The following is a 20,201-nucleotide window of genomic DNA, read 5'->3' as shown; positions in this document are numbered from 1 at the left end:
GTCAATATCGAAACAATGATAACTTAGTGAGTACTTTACCCTTTTTCGTCCGCTTCTGGTACTTCATATGATGGTTCTGCTGGAGAATCTTCAACAGAAACCACTAAAGGTGACGTCGCGCGAGTCATTTTAGCCAGCATACTACCGACACGTTGACGCATTTCACGACGATCAACAATCATATCAATGGCACCGTGCTCTAATAAGAACTCACTGCGCTGGAAGCCTTCTGGTAAGTCTTCACGTACCGTTTGCTCAATCACTCGACGACCAGCAAAGCCAATCAATGCTTTAGGCTCACCAATGTTAATGTCACCAAGCATAGCAAGACTTGCCGATACGCCGCCCATTGTTGGATCGGTCATCACTGAAATGTAAGGAAGCCCTTTCTGAGACAAGCGCTCTAACGCTGCACTGGTTTTCGCCATTTGCATCAACGACATTAATGCTTCTTGCATACGGGCGCCGCCACTTGCAGAGAAACACACAAGGCCGCAGTTGTTTTCAATAGCCGCATCAACAGCTGCAACAAAACGTGCGCCCACAACAGACCCCATTGAACCGCCCATGAAAGCAAACTCAAATGCACACGCGACAACAGGGATACCAAGAACTTCACCTTGCATGACAACAAGCGCATCTTTCTCACCGCTATTTTTTTGTGCCGTTGAGATACGCTCTTTGTAGCGTTTTGAATCTTTAAACTTCAGCTTATCCTGAGGTTCAAATTCAGTCCCTAGCTCAACTCGGTTGTCTTTATCGAGGAATGTTTCCAAACGGCGACGAGATCGCATGCGCATGTGATGGTCACATTTCGGACACACTTCTAGGTTACGCTCTAGTTCAGCATGATATAACACCTGCTCGCAAGACGTACATTTCGTCCAGATCCCCTCTGGGATAGAGGCTTTACGTGAGGTAACAATGTTGCTTTTTTCTAAAATTTTTTCAAGCCAACTCATGGAAGACCTTTTATTTTGTGACTCCCGCTATCATAGCGAGAGTATTGAATTCAAATATGCATGAGGATTAAACCACATAACTGCGCCACTGTAGATAAAAAACTGGTTGTACCTTGTAGTCTGGAAGCAACCAACGCTTTCATTTGAGTCGTTTTACCAGCCTGAGTTCAAATCATCTGGGAAAAATAATGGACCAATTGGCACATTTGGGAGCGAATACTCATCTGGGTAATCAACATCAACCAAATACAGCCCCTCAGCCTTCGCTGTCGCGCCAGCAAGCTTTCTGTCTTTTTGCGCTAGCAACCACTCGATCCACTCTACCGGTTGTTCCCCACGACCAACCACAATCAAGCTACCGGTAATATTTCTCACCATATGATGGACAAAAGCATTAGCCTTAATATCAATCACCACATACGGACCATGACGAGTCACATTAAGGTGCATGAGGTTGCGCCAAGGGCTTCTTGATTGACAATGCACGGCTCTAAATGAAGTGAAATCATTTTCGCCTAGTAAAAACTGACCCGCTTGATGCATTTTTTCAACATCGAGCTCACCATGATAATGGCTAACGCCTGTCGATAAAATTCCAGGTCGCAAAGCGTGGTTGAAGATCACATATCGGTAACGACGCGCCGTTGCAGAAAAACGCGCGTGAAAAGATTCAGAGACTTCTGTTGCCCAACGAACAGTAATATCTTTAGGAAGGTTGGCATTCACACCCATTGTCCATGCCGCAGGCTTACGAGTGACCGGAGAATCAAAATGAACCACTTGACCCGTCCCATGAACGCCAGCATCTGTGCGTCCCGCGCACATTACTTCAATTGGCTGATTCGCTACAACGGATAGCGCCTTTTCCAATTCCGCTTGCACACTATTCACATCACGCTGTCTTTGCCAACCATAGTAATTGGCACCGTTATACTCGATACCTAATGCAACTCTCATATTTCTCTCTGAACGTTCGTCATTCCTACTGGGTGGCAAAGTATATACTCAAATGACAAGATTACCAATTTGCCGCGACGCGCAGACCAGACCTTACACGATACTAACAAAAGACTGACCCTCGCACCGCCCCCTCGCCTCTTTCTAGTCATATTCAAACACAGCCAATCGACCATATAATGCATACGTCGTTATCACAGCTATAAAAAAACGGCGTCTCCGCCGTTTTTATTTTGCTCGCTTGCTTTTAATAGACGATAACTAGAGGCCTGCTTGAATAAAACCGCATTAATAGGCGGACATTTTATCCAACACGCCTCGCGCCTCATCTTTTAGGGACTCTGAGCCTTCCTCGAGTACCTTTTGCAATAGCTTCTTCGCGCCATCAAAATCGTTCATTTCAATGTAGATTTTCGCTAAATCTAGGTTTCCTGACGCCTCGGAGTCGTTATCAACATCGACATCAGTGACCTCACCAATCACATCTGGGAACTCATCAAGCCCTACATCAAGTTGCAGCGCTTCTTCCTCATCTACCTCGGACGTCGGTTCATCGTTTACCTGTGCCATCAGCTCATCAATTGTCATAAATTGAGCATTGCTGTTTTCAAAGTTTTCGACAGGATCTTGAGAAGACCAATCTTCGTTCTTCGCACTTTTTAGTGAACCCGCATCCTGAGTCCATATGGCTTGTTCTTCGTCAGGAATCGATTCATCAATCGCACTTTTTTGTGCATCCGTCAGGGTAAAGCCATTCCAGTCTTCACCACCATCCATCGATGTATCGTCTTCCAACATGGTTGCCAGATCGAGCCCTGCGCTATCTGCCGTCGTTTGATCCACGGGGTTAATATTGCTAAAGCCTTGTTTTCCTTCACTCAGCAACTCGCCCAGTTGGCCTTCTTGTTCCAACGCTTGCGTATCGACCATTGAAAACGCATCAGCAAGCGCATCAATTTCAGAATGATCCAGTGTCTCACCAACCATCTCTTCATTGGTTGAAAATGCGCGCTCTGACGCTTCTCGGGCCGTCGTCCCAGATTGAGAGTATTGCTCATTACTTTCCAAATCCGTAGAGTCAGCTAATGCGTCTTCTTCCGTATATTCCGGGAATATAATGTCATCATTGCTATACGCCTCAACAGGTTTGACCGAGTCGAGTGCCTCACCAGCATCAATGCCACCGTCTTCCGTTAATGGCGCTGTCGTTAATGGCGCTTCAACGGTTGGCGCTTTGGCGGCCGGCGTATATTGGCTTTCTAAGGTTTCATTAACAGGCTCAGAATTAAAGGTTAAATCATCAAGTACCGCCGACTCTGCCTCACGTTCAGGCTCTACATGCCGCTCGGGGTCACTATGGTGATTTTCACTGGCTGGTAATTCGTCGTTAAGAGCACCCATTGCCAATACGTCAGCCAGAGCATCTTCTTCACTGTATTCCGGTAGGTCGGTGTCATCAACCGCAAAGGCTCGATCTTCACCCACAACCTCATCACGTTCAAATTGATAATCATCTTCTGAATCGGCTAAGGCTTGGGCTTCGCTGTATTCACTGCTTAACGCTGAATCCAAAAATTCATCGTCATTCGTCTCATCACTCAATGCCGATTCGCTATCCTTCAGCGGCGAAGCCATTTCAGGTTCGACGGTAACGTCTGGTTCTACAGCTTCATGGGCAACAGCGCTTGATTCCACTGATGTCGCACTGTCTACATTCCAGTCGTCATCATGTGGGATACCAAACTCGTTTTCTACCAGCGCATTAAACTCTGCTTGCTCTCTCTCAGCGTCAAATTCATCATCAGTGGCATCAACGCCACCTTCAATTTGTGGTGAAAAGTCAAACTCGTCATCAATAATAGGTGACGCTATGTCGTTCGCTTGTTCTTTCGCTAATGGCTCTTCATGTGCTAATGGCTCTTCATGTGCTAATAGCTCTTCATGCTCTGACGGTTCGGGTGTTGATACCGGAGGACTCGCCGCGACTAACTCGGACTCTGAACGTTCTGTATCGGAAAGCTCAGAATCTACAAATAATGATTCCGAAGACGCCGTCGCTTCTATTGCGTTGTCGAGAGCGGCTTGAAACCCATCCTCTATCTCGGCAACATCAGCAACACCCTCATTACTTGGCTCTTCTGCGCTTTGGTTTTGCTCAGCCAGTTCCGGCGGCTGAATGCCGTCGACATCACTTGCAACTATCTCATGATTCGACTCGCTAGTAACATCTGCTGCTAGGTCTTGGCGACCATGCTGAGCCAATAAAGCGTCGATATCGTCTAACTCATCGACGTCAGTAGCGTCTTGAACGGCGGGTGATACGGTTTCATTGTCTTTAATTGCTTGCTCTTGCGTCTCTGTCTTCTCATTATCAGCACTAAAGAGATCCGCAAACGCATCTTGTTCTTCTGTGAGTTCAGATTCTTCTGTGAGTTCAGATTCTTCTGTGAGTTCAGATTCTTCTGTGAGTTTCGATTCTTCTTCGAGTTTAGAGTGAGTTTCTGGCTCGTCGTCGGTTAACAGTTGACCCGACTCAAATGGGTCCAATGCTAAAGACTCATGGTCATCGTTTTCTGGTGCATCAAAGGCATGCTCAAACATCAGCTCATCAAGCAGGTCTGTACTGTTTTCATCAAGGTTAATGTCATCGTCCAAGTCATTCTCGTCCGAATTTCCCTCTTTCGATTGCAGCACTTGAGCCGGCGATTCACTATCAACGATCTCTTCCAGCATCAAATCGGAGTCAGACATGTCCGATAGCTCAAAATCATCTTCAAGCATTTCATCAAGCAAGGCGACATCCTCTGATGACACCGGCTCTTCTGACTGAGGTTGCGCCTGAAACGATGCGTCACTCGGTGTATCTATCTGCGAGAATTGTGCAAAAAGATCGTCGATGTCATCATTCCCAACCTCGATGCTGTCATCACTATCAGAGGCATCTTGTAACGATGTATCACTTGTCGCTGTCTGCTCAGCAAAGATATCGTCTAGTGCCTCTGCTTCTGATTCATCGAGATCAAACCCACTGGACAGCAGCTCATCCATCTGTTCTTGGTTGATCGCACCACCATCAGAATCTACTGGTTCATCTAATTCCAGTTGTTCATCTAAGCTTGGTTCCTGCATGTTAATTTCAGCAAATAAGTCGTCTAAGTCTTGCTGAGAAACAGGATCCGTTTCATCCTCGTCAGACAAGTTAAGATCGAGGTCATCTAAATCAGATTCTGGCACGGCAACGTCATTGAGCGCCCGCTCCATTTCCTCTAGCCCCAATGCTTTCTCACCGTCTTTAACGCTAATGCCATTATTACTGGCGTCGAGATCAACAAAACCGATATCTAATTCACCGTCGTCACCGATACTCGCAAAAGGGTCATCCTCATCATCAAGGTTGAAGTCTAAGTCCCCTTCATTAAGATCGGCAAAGATGTCGTTCTCCGCCTCTTTTTCCTGTTTAGAGGTTGCGTCATCGATATCGGTATCGGTTTCGAAATCGCCAAACAACTCATCCGAGAACAAATCGTCATCGTCTTGCAGCGAATCTGTGCCTTCCGCCGCCAACGCAGTCGCACCTGCCGCTCCCATAGCAGCAATGCTTGCTGCATCACCTGGTTCATTATTGTCATGAGACGATGCACCATCACTAGTCTTGCTCTTGCGTGTTCTCATGACGAGCATCACAAGTAGCCCAACCAATAACGCGGGGACAATAGCAAGCAACCCAACAATCCAAGGGTTAGATAACCAAGTATCTATGGCTGTCGGTGCTAGGCGCTGCATCTCTTCTTGTTTGCGTTTTTCATCGAGTAATTGACGTTCGACTTCACTACGAATGCGTTCTTCATTACTCACTTCATCTTGTAGCGTGTCCACTTGCTGCTGAACCTCGGACAGCATGAGTCGCAACTGGTGATTACGTTCCTCTAATGAAATAAGCTCGCCTTCTGAACGTGTCAGCTCTTGCTGTAATTTGCTGGTCAGTGATTTCTCCACCGACTCTGCGATGGCTTTTTTATCTATAACCTTGCTATCTACAACCTGATTATCGATAGCATTGCTCGTCAGTTGTGGTGGAACGGGTACTTTTACTTTTGGCTGTTCTACCGATGGTGTCACCTTTGTGGCAGGTTTTGGCACGCTTTTAGGCTCAACCGCCGACTTATTCGCTGATAACCGCTGCTGATGTGCAGCTAATACTGATAGCGCTTCTTGACGATCAACTTGATTGATTTGTGTTGAAGAAGGAACACGTAGCCGATTACCCGGGATCAGTTTATGAATATTTTCGTCTTCAAAAACACCCGGATTCAGTTCGTAAAACGCATAAATAGTTTGTTGTACAGTCGCCCCTGACGGCTTAAATTTTGACGCAATTGACCATAAGGTCTCTGCGCGTTTAGTAGGACCATAATACCGAGAAGGCTCATCTGCTATAGAGGCTACGACAGGGCGTCGAATCTGCTCAGAATACTGAGGTGCATCCAGTAATTCACCATTCGGACCAGAGAGGCGAATAGTGTCAGCGCTAAATGATGATGACGTTGTGGCTCCAACTAGTGCTAAGGCCACTAGTAGACGCTTGATAAAATGATGCATGGAAGGCTCAGCTGTCTGCGATTATAAATACAATACTTATCTCTTTACTATATCGGATATTTGCTCCAAAACTATAGGTTCTATGGGAAAAAACTCGAATCAAGCAAGATAATCGCATCAAGTTCACACGGTTAGATAGCACAAAGGCCTCATAAAGAGGCCTTTGGTTAAAAATGACGCAGTTTTTAGAAGTAATCTCGAATCAGTACTTCTGCAATTTGAACCGCGTTCGTTGCTGCCCCTTTGCGCACGTTGTCCGCGACAACCCACATATTGATACCACTGTGGTGACTAATGTCGTTGCGGATACGTCCAACTAAGACGTGATCTTTACCACCAGCATCGCGAACTTGCGTTGGCATTTCTTGACCGTGGAATACTTCAATCCCATCCGTCTGTTCAAGCAAGCGTGTTACTTCGTCCGCATCAATCGGTGCACGAGTTTCCACACTGACCGACTCTGCGTGACCATAAAAGACAGGTACGCGCACACAGGTCGCGTTAACCATAATGCTTGGATCGTTGAAAATCTTTTGCGTTTCCCACACCATTTTCATTTCTTCTTTGGTGTAACCGTTATCCATAAACTGATCAATTTGTGGGATACAGTTAAACGCGATCTGTTGATCAAAAGCGCTAGTTTCTGCAGGTCGACCATTTAGCAATGATGCCGTTTGTCCAGCTAACTCATCAATACCCGCTTTACCAGCACCTGAAACAGACTGGTAAGTTGAAACGTTAATCCGCTCAATCCCTACTGCGTCGTGAATCGGTTTTAACGCTACTAGCATTTGGATAGTTGAGCAGTTTGGGTTAGCAATAATATTGCGGTTACGGAACTCAGCAATCGCCTCTGGGTTAACTTCTGGCACCACCAAAGGGACGTCAAAGTCGTAACGGAAGTGTGACGAGTTATCGATGACAACCACGCCTTCATCGGCAGCAATCGGCGCATACTTTTCAGACAGTTCGCCACCGGCAGAAAACAGTGCAATGTGAACTTGAGACCAATCAAAGTCCTCAACGTTTTGTACTCGTACCGTTTTACCGTTCACTCGGTACGTTTTGCCTTCACTACGCTCGCTCGCTAGAAGGTAAACATCGCCCATAGGAAACTCACGCTCTTGAAGTACCTCAACCATAGTTTCACCTACAGCACCAGTAGCTCCGAATACAGCGATATTAAATTGTTGGCTCATTGGTTTACCTCTATTTGAAATCCTAACTCAGCCAAAGGTGCCAAATTACAATCGGCATGACCTTTGACTCGAACAGCGCCGTATTCGCGTCTGTCCCAATAATGTTTGCGCATACTATCAAAACCATTTTCTGTGCGAATTTCACGACGAAAAACAGCGTCATCCTTACGGACGTCATAGATCACTTGCGTTAAACTGTGCAGTACCGCCTCATCCCACTCTCGATCTAATGTGATCTCAGGGATCGGCGCAACAGGTAATAATGCATCTGGATTGGCACGATTTTCCAATTCCATAAACTCACAGAAGCGATTAAAAATCATCGTCGTTCCACGTGCTTTCCCTTCTAGACCATAGCCTGCAATATGAGGGGTCGCAAACGTTAGCAGAGGAAGCAGTTCAAAATCAACCTTAGGTTCAAATTCAAACACATCAAGTACCGCCGTAAACCCATCATTTTTCTGTAAACGACGTTTCAACGCCTGATTATCGACCACAGGACCACGAGCTGCGTTAATCAATATTTGATCGGCGCGCAAATGCGTTAAACGCTGTTCATTAATCAGGTGATGCGTTGGAAACTCACCATCAGTGGTAATCGGCGTGTGAGTCGTAATCACATCGGCTTGCTCTAACAAAGTATCAAGTTCAGTGAACGTGCGCTTATCCCCTTCTTGTTGCTTTAGAGGATCATTAATCAAAACGTTAACACCAATACCTTCTAAACATTTTTGTAGGTAACTGCCCACCTGACCACAGCCGACGATGCCCACCGTTTTATCAAAGATAGAAAAGCCTTGCTGTTGGCCAATCACCATTAAGCTACTCATCACATACTCAGCAACGCCGACTTTATTGCACCCTGGTGCAGCGGTAAAGAAGATGCCTTTCTCTTTCAGTAATGCTTGGTCAACATGGTCCATGCCCGCCGTCGCTGTTCCAACAAATTTCAAACGATTGGCTTTCGCCAACAAGGTCGCATTTACTTTAGTGATAGAGCGAATCATCAGTGCATCAACATCAACAAGGTCAGTTGCGCTTAGCTCTCGACCCGGCATCGCAACCACCTCACCAAGTTGTTGAAATAGCTCAACCGCATAAGGCATCGCCTCATCTACAATAATCTTCATTACCTAGTTCCTGATGGGTTCTTTAAATATGCCTGAATTGTGCAAGATAAACGGCAAGCTGTCGAGAAAGGTTTAGCACCGATTTATCCTCGTTACTTTTACCGGGTTATCCTAGCTAGCCTGCCATGGCGAGCCCTCTTCATAACCACAACTTCTTGTACGCCAGAAAGAAAAATGCCCGTCCTAAAAAAGGCCGGGCAATAATCCAGAACAAAAGGATTTTGACCCGCTCTCCAGGGGTCAAAATTTGCGTCTGCGACTGACTTCCATCAGTCAGCTCTGGAAACTTCTAAATTGTCTCTCGCGACATTGGTTCAATGCCAGTTCAGTAAGTTGCCCTGGCATCGTTTCACGACGCGAGATTAAACGCTTACGCTTGGTATTTTTTAATAACCAATGTCGCGTTTGTGCCACCAAAACCAAAGCTATTTGACATTACGGTGCTCAGCTCTTGCTCGCGAGTTTCTTTCACGATGTCTAAACCTTCAGCCGCTTCGTCAAGCGTATCGACGTTGATGCTTGGCGCGATAAAGCTATGGTGAAGCATTAGCATTGAGTAAATTGCTTCATGCACACCAGCCGCACCCAGTGCGTGGCCTGTCATCGCTTTAGTTGCTGAAATAGCAGGGCTGTTGCCACCGAATACTTCTTGAATAGCACCAAGCTCTTTCACGTCACCGACGGGAGTAGACGTACCGTGAGTGTTAACGTAGTCGATGCTATCAACGTCTTGCATTGCCATCTTCATACAACGCACTGCGCCTTCACCTGATGGTGCTACCATATCGTAGCCATCTGATGTTGCACCGTAACCAACAATCTCACCGTAGATAGTCGCGCCACGCGCCAATGCGTGTTCTAACTCTTCGACAACAACCATGCCGCCGCCGCCAGAGATAACAAAGCCATCACGATTTGCATCATAAGTACGGGATGCTTTCGTTGGATCGTCGTTGTATTTCGTTGACAGTGCACCCATGGCGTCAAACATCATAGTTTGCGTCCAATCAAGCTCTTCACCACCACCAGCAAAAACGATATCTTGCTTGCCTAGTTGAATCAGCTCCATCGCGTGACCGATACAGTGTGCTGATGTCGCACATGCTGAGCTCATTGTGTAGTTAACGCCACGAATCTTGAATGGGGTCGCCAAACAAGCTGAAACCGTTGAAGACATAGTACGAGGAACCATATATGGACCTACGCGCTTAACGCCTTTCTCACGAATGGTATCCACTGCTAGCGTTTGGTTCAGTGCTGACGCACCGCCAGAACCCGCAACAATACCAGTGCGATCATTTGAAACGTGCTCTTCTGACAATCCAGCATCGGCAATTGCCTGCTCCATTGAAAGGTAAGCGTACGCTGCAGCATCACCCATAAAACGCATTTTTTTACGATCAATGTGTTCCGCTGGTTTAATTTTCAGATCGCCCCAAACTTGAGAACGAAGGCCCATTTCTTTAAACTGCTCAGAGGCGTTAATACCAGAACGGCCTGCTTTTAGAGACGCTAAAACTTCTTCAACGTTGTTACCGATGCTCGAAACAATACCCATACCGGTAATTACGACTCGTTTCATGTGACATTCCTATAAATTTCAAAACTGCTAAATAATAACGAAGTTACGGGATAAAAGTGGTCAGCTTTCCCATAAATTCGTACAATTCACATCAATTACTGCAACTGATGCCCCATAACTGTAGTTGTGATAACGACTATACAATGGGTATAACACAAGTTAAGTGTCAATATTATGACTTCTATCACTCACGCTCAACTCGATTGGAACGAAGCGGGAACGCCGGTTTCAGACCAATTTGACGACGTTTACTTTTCAAACGTCAATGGTCTTGAAGAAACACGCTACGTTTTTTTAGAGAAAAACCGCCTTCCTCAGCGCTGGCACGAATTACCGAACCGACGTTTTGTCATTGCCGAGACTGGCTTTGGCACTGGGCTAAACTTCCTCGCAGCTTGGCAACAATTTGAGCAATTTCGAGAGCAAAACCCAGATGCAGCGATGCAAGAGCTGCATTTTATTAGCTTTGAAAAGTACCCACTAACAAAGTCCGACCTTGAAAAAGCACATCAAGCGTGGCCTGAACTCGAAAAGTACGCCAAAAAATTGCAAGCGCACTATCCCATAGCTGTGCCTGAATGTCATCGAATAGTATTGGCTAATGGCATGATTACCTTAGACCTCTGGTTCGGTGATATTAAAGATTGCATGCCTTTGGTACCCACACCCGAGCAAGGTGTTGTGGATTGCTGGTTTTTAGACGGGTTCGCACCTAGCAAAAACCCTGAAATGTGGAATCAGACCTTATTCAACAACATGGTCAAGCTTGCCAAACAAGATGCAACATGCGCCACGTTTACTGCAGCCGGATTCGTGCGCCGTGGTCTTATCGACGCGGGTTTCGATATGCAAAAAACCAAAGGTTTCGGCACTAAGCGAGAAATGATTGCAGGCCACATTAGTCAAAAGCAGTCTTACAGTAATTTTGATCCGCTTTATCAACGCACTGCACCGAGTTCAATCGGTCGTATTGCCATTATTGGGGGAGGCATTGCCAGTGCAAGCTTAATCACTTCTCTAGCTCGACGTGGTATCCAGTCCACCCTCTTTTGTAAAGATGCTCAAGCCGCGGAAGGGGCATCAGGTAACCGACAGGGCGCGGTTTATCCATTGCTTAATGGCGAGCATAAAGGCGTTTCAAGGGTCTTTGCTCCGTCCTTTTTATACGCACGACAGTTTGCAGAACAAGCGGCAATGGACGTCCACTTTGATCATGACTGGTGTGGCGTGACTCAATTAATGTGGGACGAAAAGTCTGACATTAAACTTAGTAAAATGCTGCATGGCCAATTTCCGGCAGCACTAGTACAAGGGTTGTCCGCTCAAGACACCTCAAATACGATAGGTGTTGACTCACCTTTTGCAAGTGTCAGCTACCCACTTGGTGGTTGGCTGTGCCCCGCTCAGCTTACTCAAGGGCTCATTCGAAAAGCAGAGCAAGAGAATCATCTTACTTGTCACTTTTCGACCGCAGTGACCAATGTTAAACCGGCAAGTAATGGACAATGGCGTATTTCTAGTTCAACCAATAACGCCAACAATAATGAGCAAACATTTGATATTGTTATCATTGCTAATGGGCATGAGTTTACTCAGTTAGAGCAAACCCAACACTTACATTTATCTGCTGTGAAAGGACAAGTCAGTCATATCCCCACAACCAAGCAGCTTTCACAGCTCAAGACAGTATTGTGCTATGACGGTTACCTCACGCCTTGCAACACCAACACCGATACTCACTGCATTGGTGCAAGTTACGATAAAGACAATATCAATAACGAGTTCGACGCCGACGCACAACTCGACAACCAAGAAAAACTCAAGCGCTGTCTGCCTCACACACCGTGGGTAAACGACGTAGACACCTCAACCAATCAAGCGCGACAAGGAGTACGTAGTGTCAGCCGCGACCATTTACCGTTCGTCGGTCAGGTCACTGACTATGAGCAACTCCGCGCTTTGCATGCTGCATCGCCTAGCTCAGTATCTGCAGTACCGGAACACCGTAACTTGTTTTGTATGTTGGGCCTGGGCTCGCGTGGTTTAAGCTCTGCACCACTCATTGCGGAAACGTTAGTTTCACAGATTTGTGGTGACCCACTCCCACTCCCAGTAGACTTACTTTCTGGTATTCATCCTAGCCGAACATGGATCAGAAGAATCAAGAAGTCACGCCCGCTATTTGGTTAATCAATCAAGTACGGGCCGATAAGTCGTCGTTAAAGTAGAGTCTTATGTTCGTTATCACTAACATGAGACTCGCTATTTTCTGTCTATTTCGCCTCCCCCACCACTTTTCCTTATATCAATGTCCCACCTCCCCCCATATATAAGACTTCACCTTATCGTTTAACGCCTCTTAATCATGACAAGACTCGTGCCGGTATAAACGCTCTTAGAAAAGAGACGACGTGTTAGAACTGAGACGAAGGCCTATACCCATCGTTCACAGTCGACAGGCACTAGAACGCTTCCCATACTGCTTAAAAGCACAGGGAGAGCAGGATGAAATGGACACAACGACTCACATCACTCACCTTCTTATGGTGCCTGTTTTTTAATTCAGGGTTATTAGCAAGTACAGACTCAGCGCCACGAGTGGTGTTTGTCAATCCGGGTCACGCCGATGAAAGCTTTTGGCAGGACGTGGATGACTATGCAAAAGCAGCAGCAAAAGCACTCACCATTGACTTGGAGATCATTCACGGGGAGCGTGATGCTGACTTAACCCACCAGCGACTATCCGAAAGAATCGCAACGGGTAACACCCCAGATTATGTCATTCTCGTCAACGAAGCTCGAACAGGACCAGCGTTACTTCGAACACTGAGTAATAGCTCATCGCATGTCCTGTTTACGCTAAACAACCTCACTCCCGATGAATTAGTAGCCATACAACAAGACGCTAAATGGCAGCAACGATTACTGCCTGGTGTTTTCCCGAACAACTTCCGTATTGGGTACCTCACTGCTCAGGCGCTATATAGAAAAGGAGGTCAACGCTCGGGAGACGCACTATTACTCTCAGGAGACACCCATACTCCTGCTTCAATACAGCGCAAAGCTGGCGCGCTTGCCTTTATTGAACAAGTAGGGGGATTAGACGGTGTCCGTCATGGCTATGGTGAATGGCAAGAAAGCCGTGCTTTTAACGAAACGAATCGGATCCTTTCCCTTTACCCGAATGTTCGTTACATCTGGACCGCGAATGATCATATGGCTTATGGCGCTCAACGCGCGCTCAAAAAAAACGATAAAGTCATAGGAGAAGACGCATTTATCAGCACTATCAACACGTCAACTCGAGTACTTAATGAACTGGATCAAGGCAATGTCACGGTTCTTGGTGGCGGTCACTTTACCGCAGTTGGTCTAGCCTTGGTAAAAATACACCAGCACCGAACAGGGAAGATCTGGCCACAGCGCACTAAGTTTACGCTTTTCCACTTGATTGAGCCGGACACGACTTTATTCCACGTTTTAGTAGACAAGCAATGGAATAACATTGATTTTCGTGCCATCGATCTAAGCAGCAATCCCATTGACCCTTATCTGCAACGAAAAGAAAAATAGAACGCTACATTATATAAGATAATTCAATCATGGCGCACAATGGTAAATTCGATTTCTATTTACTGTCATTATCGTCACCATAAGTTTTTGCATTCCCCTGACATTGCAGGTCAGTGTAAACTCCACACTAGCCGGCTTTATTTTTCACCCATGACATTTGGTTCTTTATGAAAGTTGCTTTTTTGTTCATCAGTCTACTGTTTGCATCACTACAACCTAGTTTTGCATCAACCGATACCGTACCCGTTGGAATTCGACCATGTTGCGCCTTTGGAACGGGCTTAAAAGCAGAGCTAGGAAGCGTCCCTGTGCCCTTCTTCTCTATCAATAATGTCTTGAACCCGGAAGATATTCAGGCGCACGTCTTTAACGACGGTTCTTCCAACGTTGTCAGTAGCCTATTTGGCACATCTGAAGAAACCAATGGTCTGATTTTTACCAATAAAGGCGGATTCATCGATACCGCGCATGTTCGCGACACGGCTGATTTTGCTTTTTATCTCTATCGCGCTATCAAAAACCGCAAGGAGGACACGCTGTCGATTAAACTTACGCCTGAGTTGCGTGAGCGCCGTATTGAAATGACGGATCTCAATGCGTTAAATGCTGCCGAGCATGAAGATGCAAAATTGGCCGCGCTGCTTGCATTTCGATTAGCGCAATGGCACGAAGTCGCCCAATGGTATGGCCTAGTCTCTGTCGGTGGCTTTAAAGAATACGCATCGGCATTTTCCCCCGAAGATCTTTATTCCAATATGTTGGGGGCGCGTATTGCCCTAGAAATTATCGAGGTGAACCCTGCGATTACTCAAAAGAACTTCGTCTTATTGTTCCCACAGTATTTCCGCAAATATCTCAAAGCGTTAGATGCACAAGACGAAGATACAACCATCGCGCAACTCAAGGCATTGGATGGCATATGGTGGGACAGCAACAACCGCCTACCTAACAAGTGGGTCGTAACAACTCGCGACTACCACTTTAGCCTAGCTTTAACGCCCAATGGCATAGAAAACGGCACACCATTAGCACTCAATGACTTTGCAGAGCTTGAGAAATACGCCGAATTTCAATTAGTAAAAGCTGACAATATCAAATCGTTTGATATACTCCCCGTCGCTTTGAAGTCAAAGGAAATATGGACAGCTAACGATTTCCAATCGCTTGCTGATATTGCGAAAGCCGAAGACGATAAGCATTCAAATAACCGCAATGACGCATTATCAATGAAGTTGAACAAAAGCCATGACTGAGATGCAAAAAAATACAGGTATCAAACGTATACTCCTCGCCGCTAAATACTCTTGGTTTGGTTTAATCGCCGCTTGGAAGCACGAAGCAGCATTTAGACAAGAAATCATTGGTCTCGTGATTGCGGTCGCCGTCGCTTTATTACTGGATATTTCACTGATAGAAAAAGCGGCATTAATTGGCAGTGTGTTGTTTGTCATCACCGTTGAGCTGATGAACTCAGCCGTTGAAGCCGTTGTCGATAGAATCGGTCTAGAGCGTCACGAACTATCAGGGCGTGCCAAAGATCTAGGTTCTGCGGCAGTATTTGTTGCAATCGGGTTAGCATTACTCGTCTGGGCAAGCATCCTTTGGACTTACTTTATCTAATACGTTCAAACCATTATCTAATACATTCAAAACAATAATTAGTGAGTTCAAATTAATAGTTCGTAAGTTCAAGCTCAACGTTAATCACTCTTGACTTACGCAAGTAAGCCCAAACTGGTGCTAATAAGACTTGACCTTCCCCATAGGTCAAGCCTTAGTGTTATCTAAACACGATACCACTAAGGCCAATTCATGGGATGCTGCAATCGTCCGCCCAACGGCGGCACAAACCAACTCGGTAAACTGTTCAAGCTTATCGCCATTTTATTCGCGATCATTTTCACTCTTGCCCTACTCTTTCCAAGTTAATCGGTTTTCTGATTTAATTGATAAGTCTATAATATATAAGCATGTTCTCTTAATATGTTGGAATGTAGACCTGCTATCCACTCATCAATGAAAATGCCACTCATTGCATAATATTAATTAGATTTGTCTTCCAACGATTTAACACTGGCGCTTTGTTACATTTTATTTACATTCATCTTGAATAATCATTATTCGTTATGCACCACATCGGTGAATGCATAACCCATATGGAATATTCAACATGGAGTAACAGATGCAACAACATAATAAAATGCTATTGGCTGGAATAGTCAGTACAACAATGCTCAGTGGCTGTTGGTGGGAAAACCCGAAAAACGTTGCCAAATACGTCAGCGAGAAGATTGAACGTGAAGAAGTGGTTGAGCACCTTGTCACGCTAGAAGGGCTGGCTTCTACCACCTCTGATGGCGCGTCAACCACGCGCGCAGCGGGTTCGAAAGGCTATCAAAACTCGTTGGAGTATATCGTTGAAGTCATGCAAAACAGTGGCTATGACGTCACTACCCAATCCTTTGACTTCCGGGCATGGGAAGAACTAACGGGCACTCAGCTTGTCGTTGATACACAGCCTCTCATTGGGGTTCGTGACGTTCAATCAGGGCAAGAGCCCGATTTTGCCACCATGTCTTACTCTGGGTCGTCTAGCGGATTACTGACGAGTAACCTTGCCTTTGTGACACCAGACTTCCGCTTCGACGCCAGCGACTACGACAGCACAGACGGCTGTGAAGCATCCGATTTCACTGGCAAATCCATTGCTGGCAAAATTGCCGTCATACAACGCGGTGGCTGCTCGTTTGATGCTAAAGTCGTTAACGCTCAAAATGCCGGAGCCATTGCGGCCATTGTATTCAACCAAGGTAATGATGAAGGTCGTAAAAGTGTGGTTAACGGCACATTGGGAAGCGACAGTTTAGCGACTATCCCAGCTTTTGGTGCGCGCTATGATCTTGGTAAATCCTGGTATGATTTATCACAAGCCAATGCGGTCAGTGCATCGCTGTCTGTCAGCGTTCAAGATGAGGTTGTTGTCACTGAGAATATTATTGCCGACTCCAAAGGTGGGGATGAATCACAGATTGTCATGATTGGCGCTCATCTAGATTCAGTGCCTGAGGGACCGGGAATCAACGACAATGGCTCGGGTACTGCAGGTCTACTGGAATATGCTGTCACATTGGCTGATTTAGGCATACCCGTTAAAAATAAAGTTAGATTCGCTTGGTGGGCAGCAGAAGAAGCCGGGCTGGTGGGCTCTGAATATTACACCAGCACACTTTTCTCTCAACTGTATACGCAAGCACAAAACGAAATACTGGCAGAGCTCGGGCTTAGCGACCCATCAGCGCTCACCGCTGACCAAGTCGACTTGGTTGAGGCTCGTTATAATGCGATCAATGATATTAAGCTCTACCTCAACTTCGATATGATTGGCTCGCCTAACTACGTACTTGGTGTGATGGATGGTGATCTATCCGATACCAAAGACAGCCCAGACAATGCTTACACTGGCAGTTTTGAACCACCTTATGGCACCTCTGATATTGAGCTAAATTTCAACGAATTCTTTGGCTCAAAAACGCTGGCAACGGTACCACAAGCCCTCTCCAAGCGTTCCGATTATGCAGGTTTTGCTGATTGGGGCGTGGCATTTGGTGGGCTATTTACTGGCGCTGAGAAAGTAAAATCGGCGGAAGAAGTTGAGCAGTTTGGTGGCGATATTGGCGTCGCTTATGATGTCTGTTACCACCAAGCGTGTGATGACCTCAATAACATCAGCCAAGAAGCGCTGTATGTCAATACTCAAGCACTTGCCTACGTGACAACGTATTACGCCATGAGTCCGAGTTTATTCCCAGAAAAACCGCAAGCTGCACCACAGGTAGCAAGCTTTGGGTTGCGCGAAAACGCGTCGCAATCACTACGCATAGGCGAAAGACTTAAAGCCGCTGATAGCGTTTCTGATCATGACCACTTCCACGGCGATTTTGATCAAGATAAACACTAACTCACGTCGTAGCCATGCTTTTCCTCTAGTACCGGCGTGCTAGAGGGAAAGCTTCATGATCACAGCGCAGCCATTCACTACGGCATGATGCAACAATGAAGATTCTCAATTTAAGCAAATTCCATTACAGTGATTCCATATTGAAGAAACAAATGGAAAACACGTGAACCTACGACAATTGGAAGTCTTTTACGCCATCATGCAAGCAGGCACCGTTTCCGGTGCGGCGAAAAATCTACATGTATCACAACCCAATGTCACACGAGTTCTCGCTCATACGGAGCAGCAGCTTGGTTTTACTCTTTTTGAACGAGTCAAAGGGCGCTTAGTCCCTACCCTTGAAGCAAACACCCTGCTGCCAGAAGTTGAAAACATCTACCGGCAGCTCAATCAGTTTCGAGTGATCACCAATAAGGTAAAGCAAGGACACCAACATATTCGCATTGGTGCGCCACCGGTACTTGCTAGTCATTTACTCACCCCAATCATCGCGGCTTTCTACCAATCACACGCCTGTACTATCGATTTAACCACAGGAAATCGGAACGAATTGTGCGATGCATTACTGAATAATGAACTCGATATCGCGATCGCCTTTGGCGACAAAACACCGGCCGGGATTTCTCATGAATCACTCATAAAAACCGCCATGAAAATACTGTTGCCTCGCTTACCTTGCCAATCATTAATCCGCACTGATAAGCACCCTACTAACATCCCGCTCGAACTATTGCTGCAGCAAGACATCGCAATTATCGCATTGGACAACCGCGATCCATTGGGAGACAAATTATCTCAAGCCATTGCTAACATTGACTCAAACCACGCCCCTTCTATCACCGTACGAAATTACAGCGCTGGCGCAGAGCTTGCGAAACTTGGCGCGGGCATTGCCATTGTTGACCCTTGGACAGCCGCTCAATACCAACATTGCCCTGAACTCTATGTCGCAGAATTGAACACACCACTAGATTGTTCCGTCTCTTTAATGACCAGTGATCTGCACCCACTGTCGATTACTTCAAAACAGTTTTTGCAGCAACTTCGCCAGTATGACGCAGTAACGCAGTAACGCAGTAACGCAGTAAAAATACTAAACCACTGTCTATTAGCACTGCCCATAACCTCACGTTATAGGCGACCAACAATAGAGTATTCGTCCCTAGCTCCAACCGCGTTTATCTTAGGTGTGACTTAATGCACGCAAAATGAAAGGGACACCATGCGAATTTCTCAACCATACTTACTTTTCCTCGGGGATGTTACCGACCCTCTTTCCGCAAAAACGGCGCGTGGTATCGTGCAATGGCGGCCTGAGGCTTGCTTGGGTCAACTTAGACTCACCGCAGACACCGTTTCGCTAGGTCTTAGTGAGATGACCCTGCAACAAGCAAAACAGCAAGGCGCCAAAACCTTGGTGATCGGCACGGCGAATGCGGGGGGAGTAATACCTAGAAATTGGCTAGACACGCTGATCAGCGCCGCGAACATGGGGTTTGATATTGCTTCAGGCATGCATCAACGATTGTCTGAAATACCAGAACTTACCGAGTTAGCAAACCTAGGGATTACCCATCTATTTGACGTTCGCCACTACAATGAACGGCTATGTGTGGGGACAGGGAAAAAGCGTCAAGGCATGCGGCTGCTAACCGTTGGTACAGATTGCTCGGTTGGCAAAATGTTCAGTGCTTTAGCAATCGAACAGTCACTTAATTCACGTGGAATCAACGCTCGCTTCAAAGCCACCGGTCAAACCGGCATCCTAATTGACGGTCAAGGTATATCCGTTGATGCCGTGGTGGCGGATTTTATCTCGGGTGCTGTTGAACAAATAAGCCCTGATTTCGACACGCACCAATGGGACATTATTGAAGGACAAGGGTCGTTATTTAACCCGTCTTTCGCAGGCGTTAGTCTTGGATTATTGCATGGCGCACAACCTGATGCGCTCGTTCTATGCCATGAAGTGGGCCGTCAACACATTCGCAACCTACCGCACGCCCAGTTACCGACCCTCGAACAAACCATCCAAGCCAACCTTTTGGCGGCACGTGTGACCAACGCCAACGTCCAGTTCGTCGGTATCTGTTTAAATACCTCCTCATTAATTGAATCTGAAGCCAAGCAGCTATGTGTCAAATGGGGTAAAGAGCTTGGACTTCCCGTCACGGATCCCGTGCGTTTTGGCGTCGAGACCATCACTGACAAACTCACTGTATGATAAATAACGCTATGGGA

Annotated in this window: 13 protein-coding genes; 7 read left to right on the top strand and 6 right to left on the bottom strand. The window is 46.3% G+C overall.

Annotation, left to right across the window (positions count from 1 at the left end):
* Positions 1-35 precede the first annotated feature (35 nt).
* The 6 genes from accD to fabB all read right to left on the bottom strand — a co-directional run bounded on the left by accD (position 36) and on the right by fabB (position 10,429).
* Entirely contained in the window at positions 36-962 is a 927-nt protein-coding gene (gene accD / locus MD535_RS02370; RefSeq protein WP_265673337.1) for an acetyl-CoA carboxylase, carboxyltransferase subunit beta, read from the bottom strand.
* 153 nt (positions 963-1,115) lie between these two features.
* Entirely contained in the window at positions 1,116-1,919 is an 804-nt protein-coding gene (truA, locus tag MD535_RS02365; protein ID WP_265673336.1) for a tRNA pseudouridine(38-40) synthase TruA, read from the bottom strand.
* A gap of 288 nt (positions 1,920-2,207) precedes the next feature.
* A complete protein-coding gene (locus MD535_RS02360) occupies positions 2,208-6,518 on the bottom strand; it encodes a FimV/HubP family polar landmark protein (RefSeq protein ID WP_265673335.1) in 4,311 nt (1,436 codons plus the stop codon).
* A gap of 185 nt (positions 6,519-6,703) precedes the next feature.
* The gene (locus MD535_RS02355) at positions 6,704-7,717 is read right to left on the bottom strand and encodes an aspartate-semialdehyde dehydrogenase (RefSeq protein WP_265673334.1); all 1,014 of its coding nucleotides are present in this window, start codon (positions 7,715-7,717) and stop codon (positions 6,704-6,706) included.
* Positions 7,714-8,847 carry a 4-phosphoerythronate dehydrogenase gene (locus MD535_RS02350; RefSeq protein WP_265673333.1) on the bottom strand — a complete coding sequence of 378 codons (1,134 nt, stop codon included), beginning with the start codon at positions 8,845-8,847 and terminating at the stop codon, positions 7,714-7,716. Before MD535_RS02350 ends, MD535_RS02355 begins: the two co-directional genes overlap by 4 nt.
* Before the next feature lie 370 nt (positions 8,848-9,217).
* Positions 9,218-10,429, bottom strand: a complete 1,212-nt coding sequence (gene fabB / locus MD535_RS02345; RefSeq protein ID WP_265673332.1) for a beta-ketoacyl-ACP synthase I — start codon at positions 10,427-10,429, stop codon at positions 9,218-9,220.
* Positions 10,430-10,603: 174 nt separating this feature from the next.
* Here fabB and mnmC point away from each other — a divergent pair, with 174 nt between their 5' ends.
* The 7 genes from mnmC (at position 10,604) to dgcN (ending at position 20,184) form a co-directional block, all read left to right on the top strand.
* Positions 10,604-12,619, top strand: a complete 2,016-nt coding sequence (mnmC, locus tag MD535_RS02340; RefSeq protein ID WP_265673331.1) for a bifunctional tRNA (5-methylaminomethyl-2-thiouridine)(34)-methyltransferase MnmD/FAD-dependent 5-carboxymethylaminomethyl-2-thiouridine(34) oxidoreductase MnmC — start codon at positions 10,604-10,606, stop codon at positions 12,617-12,619.
* A 315-nt stretch (positions 12,620-12,934) separates the two neighbouring features.
* Positions 12,935-14,002: an ABC transporter substrate-binding protein gene (locus MD535_RS02335; protein WP_265673330.1), complete on the top strand. Its 1,068-nt coding sequence runs from the start codon at positions 12,935-12,937 to the stop codon at positions 14,000-14,002.
* A 167-nt stretch (positions 14,003-14,169) separates the two neighbouring features.
* Complete coding sequence (locus tag MD535_RS02330) at positions 14,170-15,255, top strand: DUF4056 domain-containing protein (RefSeq protein ID WP_265673329.1); 1,086 nt, start codon at positions 14,170-14,172, stop codon at positions 15,253-15,255.
* Positions 15,248-15,622, top strand: coding sequence for a diacylglycerol kinase (locus MD535_RS02325; protein WP_279348196.1), 375 nt, complete (start codon positions 15,248-15,250; stop codon positions 15,620-15,622). Before MD535_RS02330 ends, MD535_RS02325 begins: the two co-directional genes overlap by 8 nt.
* Before the next feature lie 562 nt (positions 15,623-16,184).
* The gene (locus MD535_RS02320; RefSeq protein WP_265673328.1) at positions 16,185-17,960 is read left to right on the top strand and encodes a M28 family metallopeptidase; all 1,776 of its coding nucleotides are present in this window, start codon (positions 16,185-16,187) and stop codon (positions 17,958-17,960) included.
* A gap of 163 nt (positions 17,961-18,123) precedes the next feature.
* Positions 18,124-19,032, top strand: a complete 909-nt coding sequence (locus tag MD535_RS02315) for a LysR family transcriptional regulator (protein ID WP_265673327.1) — start codon at positions 18,124-18,126, stop codon at positions 19,030-19,032.
* A gap of 150 nt (positions 19,033-19,182) precedes the next feature.
* Positions 19,183-20,184, top strand: coding sequence for an N-acetyltransferase DgcN (dgcN, locus tag MD535_RS02310; protein ID WP_265673326.1), 1,002 nt, complete (start codon positions 19,183-19,185; stop codon positions 20,182-20,184).
* Positions 20,185-20,201: the final 17 nt, after the last annotated feature.

The sequence above is a fragment of the Vibrio qingdaonensis genome, assembly GCF_026191675.1.
In the GTDB taxonomy this organism is placed as follows: Bacteria; Pseudomonadota; Gammaproteobacteria; order Enterobacterales; family Vibrionaceae; genus Vibrio; species Vibrio qingdaonensis.
The sequence above is the reverse complement of the archived record's forward strand: the minus strand, read 5'-3'. Positions and strand labels throughout refer to the sequence as shown.

What these genes read in the sequence shown, in the direction of transcription:
- accD (WP_265673337.1), bottom strand. Translation starts at nt 962, where the DNA reads ATGAGTTGGCTTGAAAAAATTTTAGAAAAAAGCAACATTGTTACCTCA.
- truA (WP_265673336.1), bottom strand. Translation starts at nt 1,919, where the DNA reads ATGAGAGTTGCATTAGGTATCGAGTATAACGGTGCCAATTACTATGGT.
- MD535_RS02360 (WP_265673335.1), bottom strand. Translation starts at nt 6,518, where the DNA reads ATGCATCATTTTATCAAGCGTCTACTAGTGGCCTTAGCACTAGTTGGA.
- MD535_RS02355 (WP_265673334.1), bottom strand. Translation starts at nt 7,717, where the DNA reads ATGAGCCAACAATTTAATATCGCTGTATTCGGAGCTACTGGTGCTGTA.
- MD535_RS02350 (WP_265673333.1), bottom strand. Translation starts at nt 8,847, where the DNA reads ATGAAGATTATTGTAGATGAGGCGATGCCTTATGCGGTTGAGCTATTT.
- fabB (WP_265673332.1), bottom strand. Translation starts at nt 10,429, where the DNA reads ATGAAACGAGTCGTAATTACCGGTATGGGTATTGTTTCGAGCATCGGT.
- mnmC (WP_265673331.1), top strand. Translation starts at nt 10,604, where the DNA reads ATGACTTCTATCACTCACGCTCAACTCGATTGGAACGAAGCGGGAACG.
- MD535_RS02335 (WP_265673330.1), top strand. Translation starts at nt 12,935, where the DNA reads ATGAAATGGACACAACGACTCACATCACTCACCTTCTTATGGTGCCTG.
- MD535_RS02330 (WP_265673329.1), top strand. Translation starts at nt 14,170, where the DNA reads ATGAAAGTTGCTTTTTTGTTCATCAGTCTACTGTTTGCATCACTACAA.
- MD535_RS02325 (WP_279348196.1), top strand. Translation starts at nt 15,248, where the DNA reads ATGACTGAGATGCAAAAAAATACAGGTATCAAACGTATACTCCTCGCC.
- MD535_RS02320 (WP_265673328.1), top strand. Translation starts at nt 16,185, where the DNA reads ATGCAACAACATAATAAAATGCTATTGGCTGGAATAGTCAGTACAACA.
- dgcN (WP_265673326.1), top strand. Translation starts at nt 19,183, where the DNA reads ATGCGAATTTCTCAACCATACTTACTTTTCCTCGGGGATGTTACCGAC.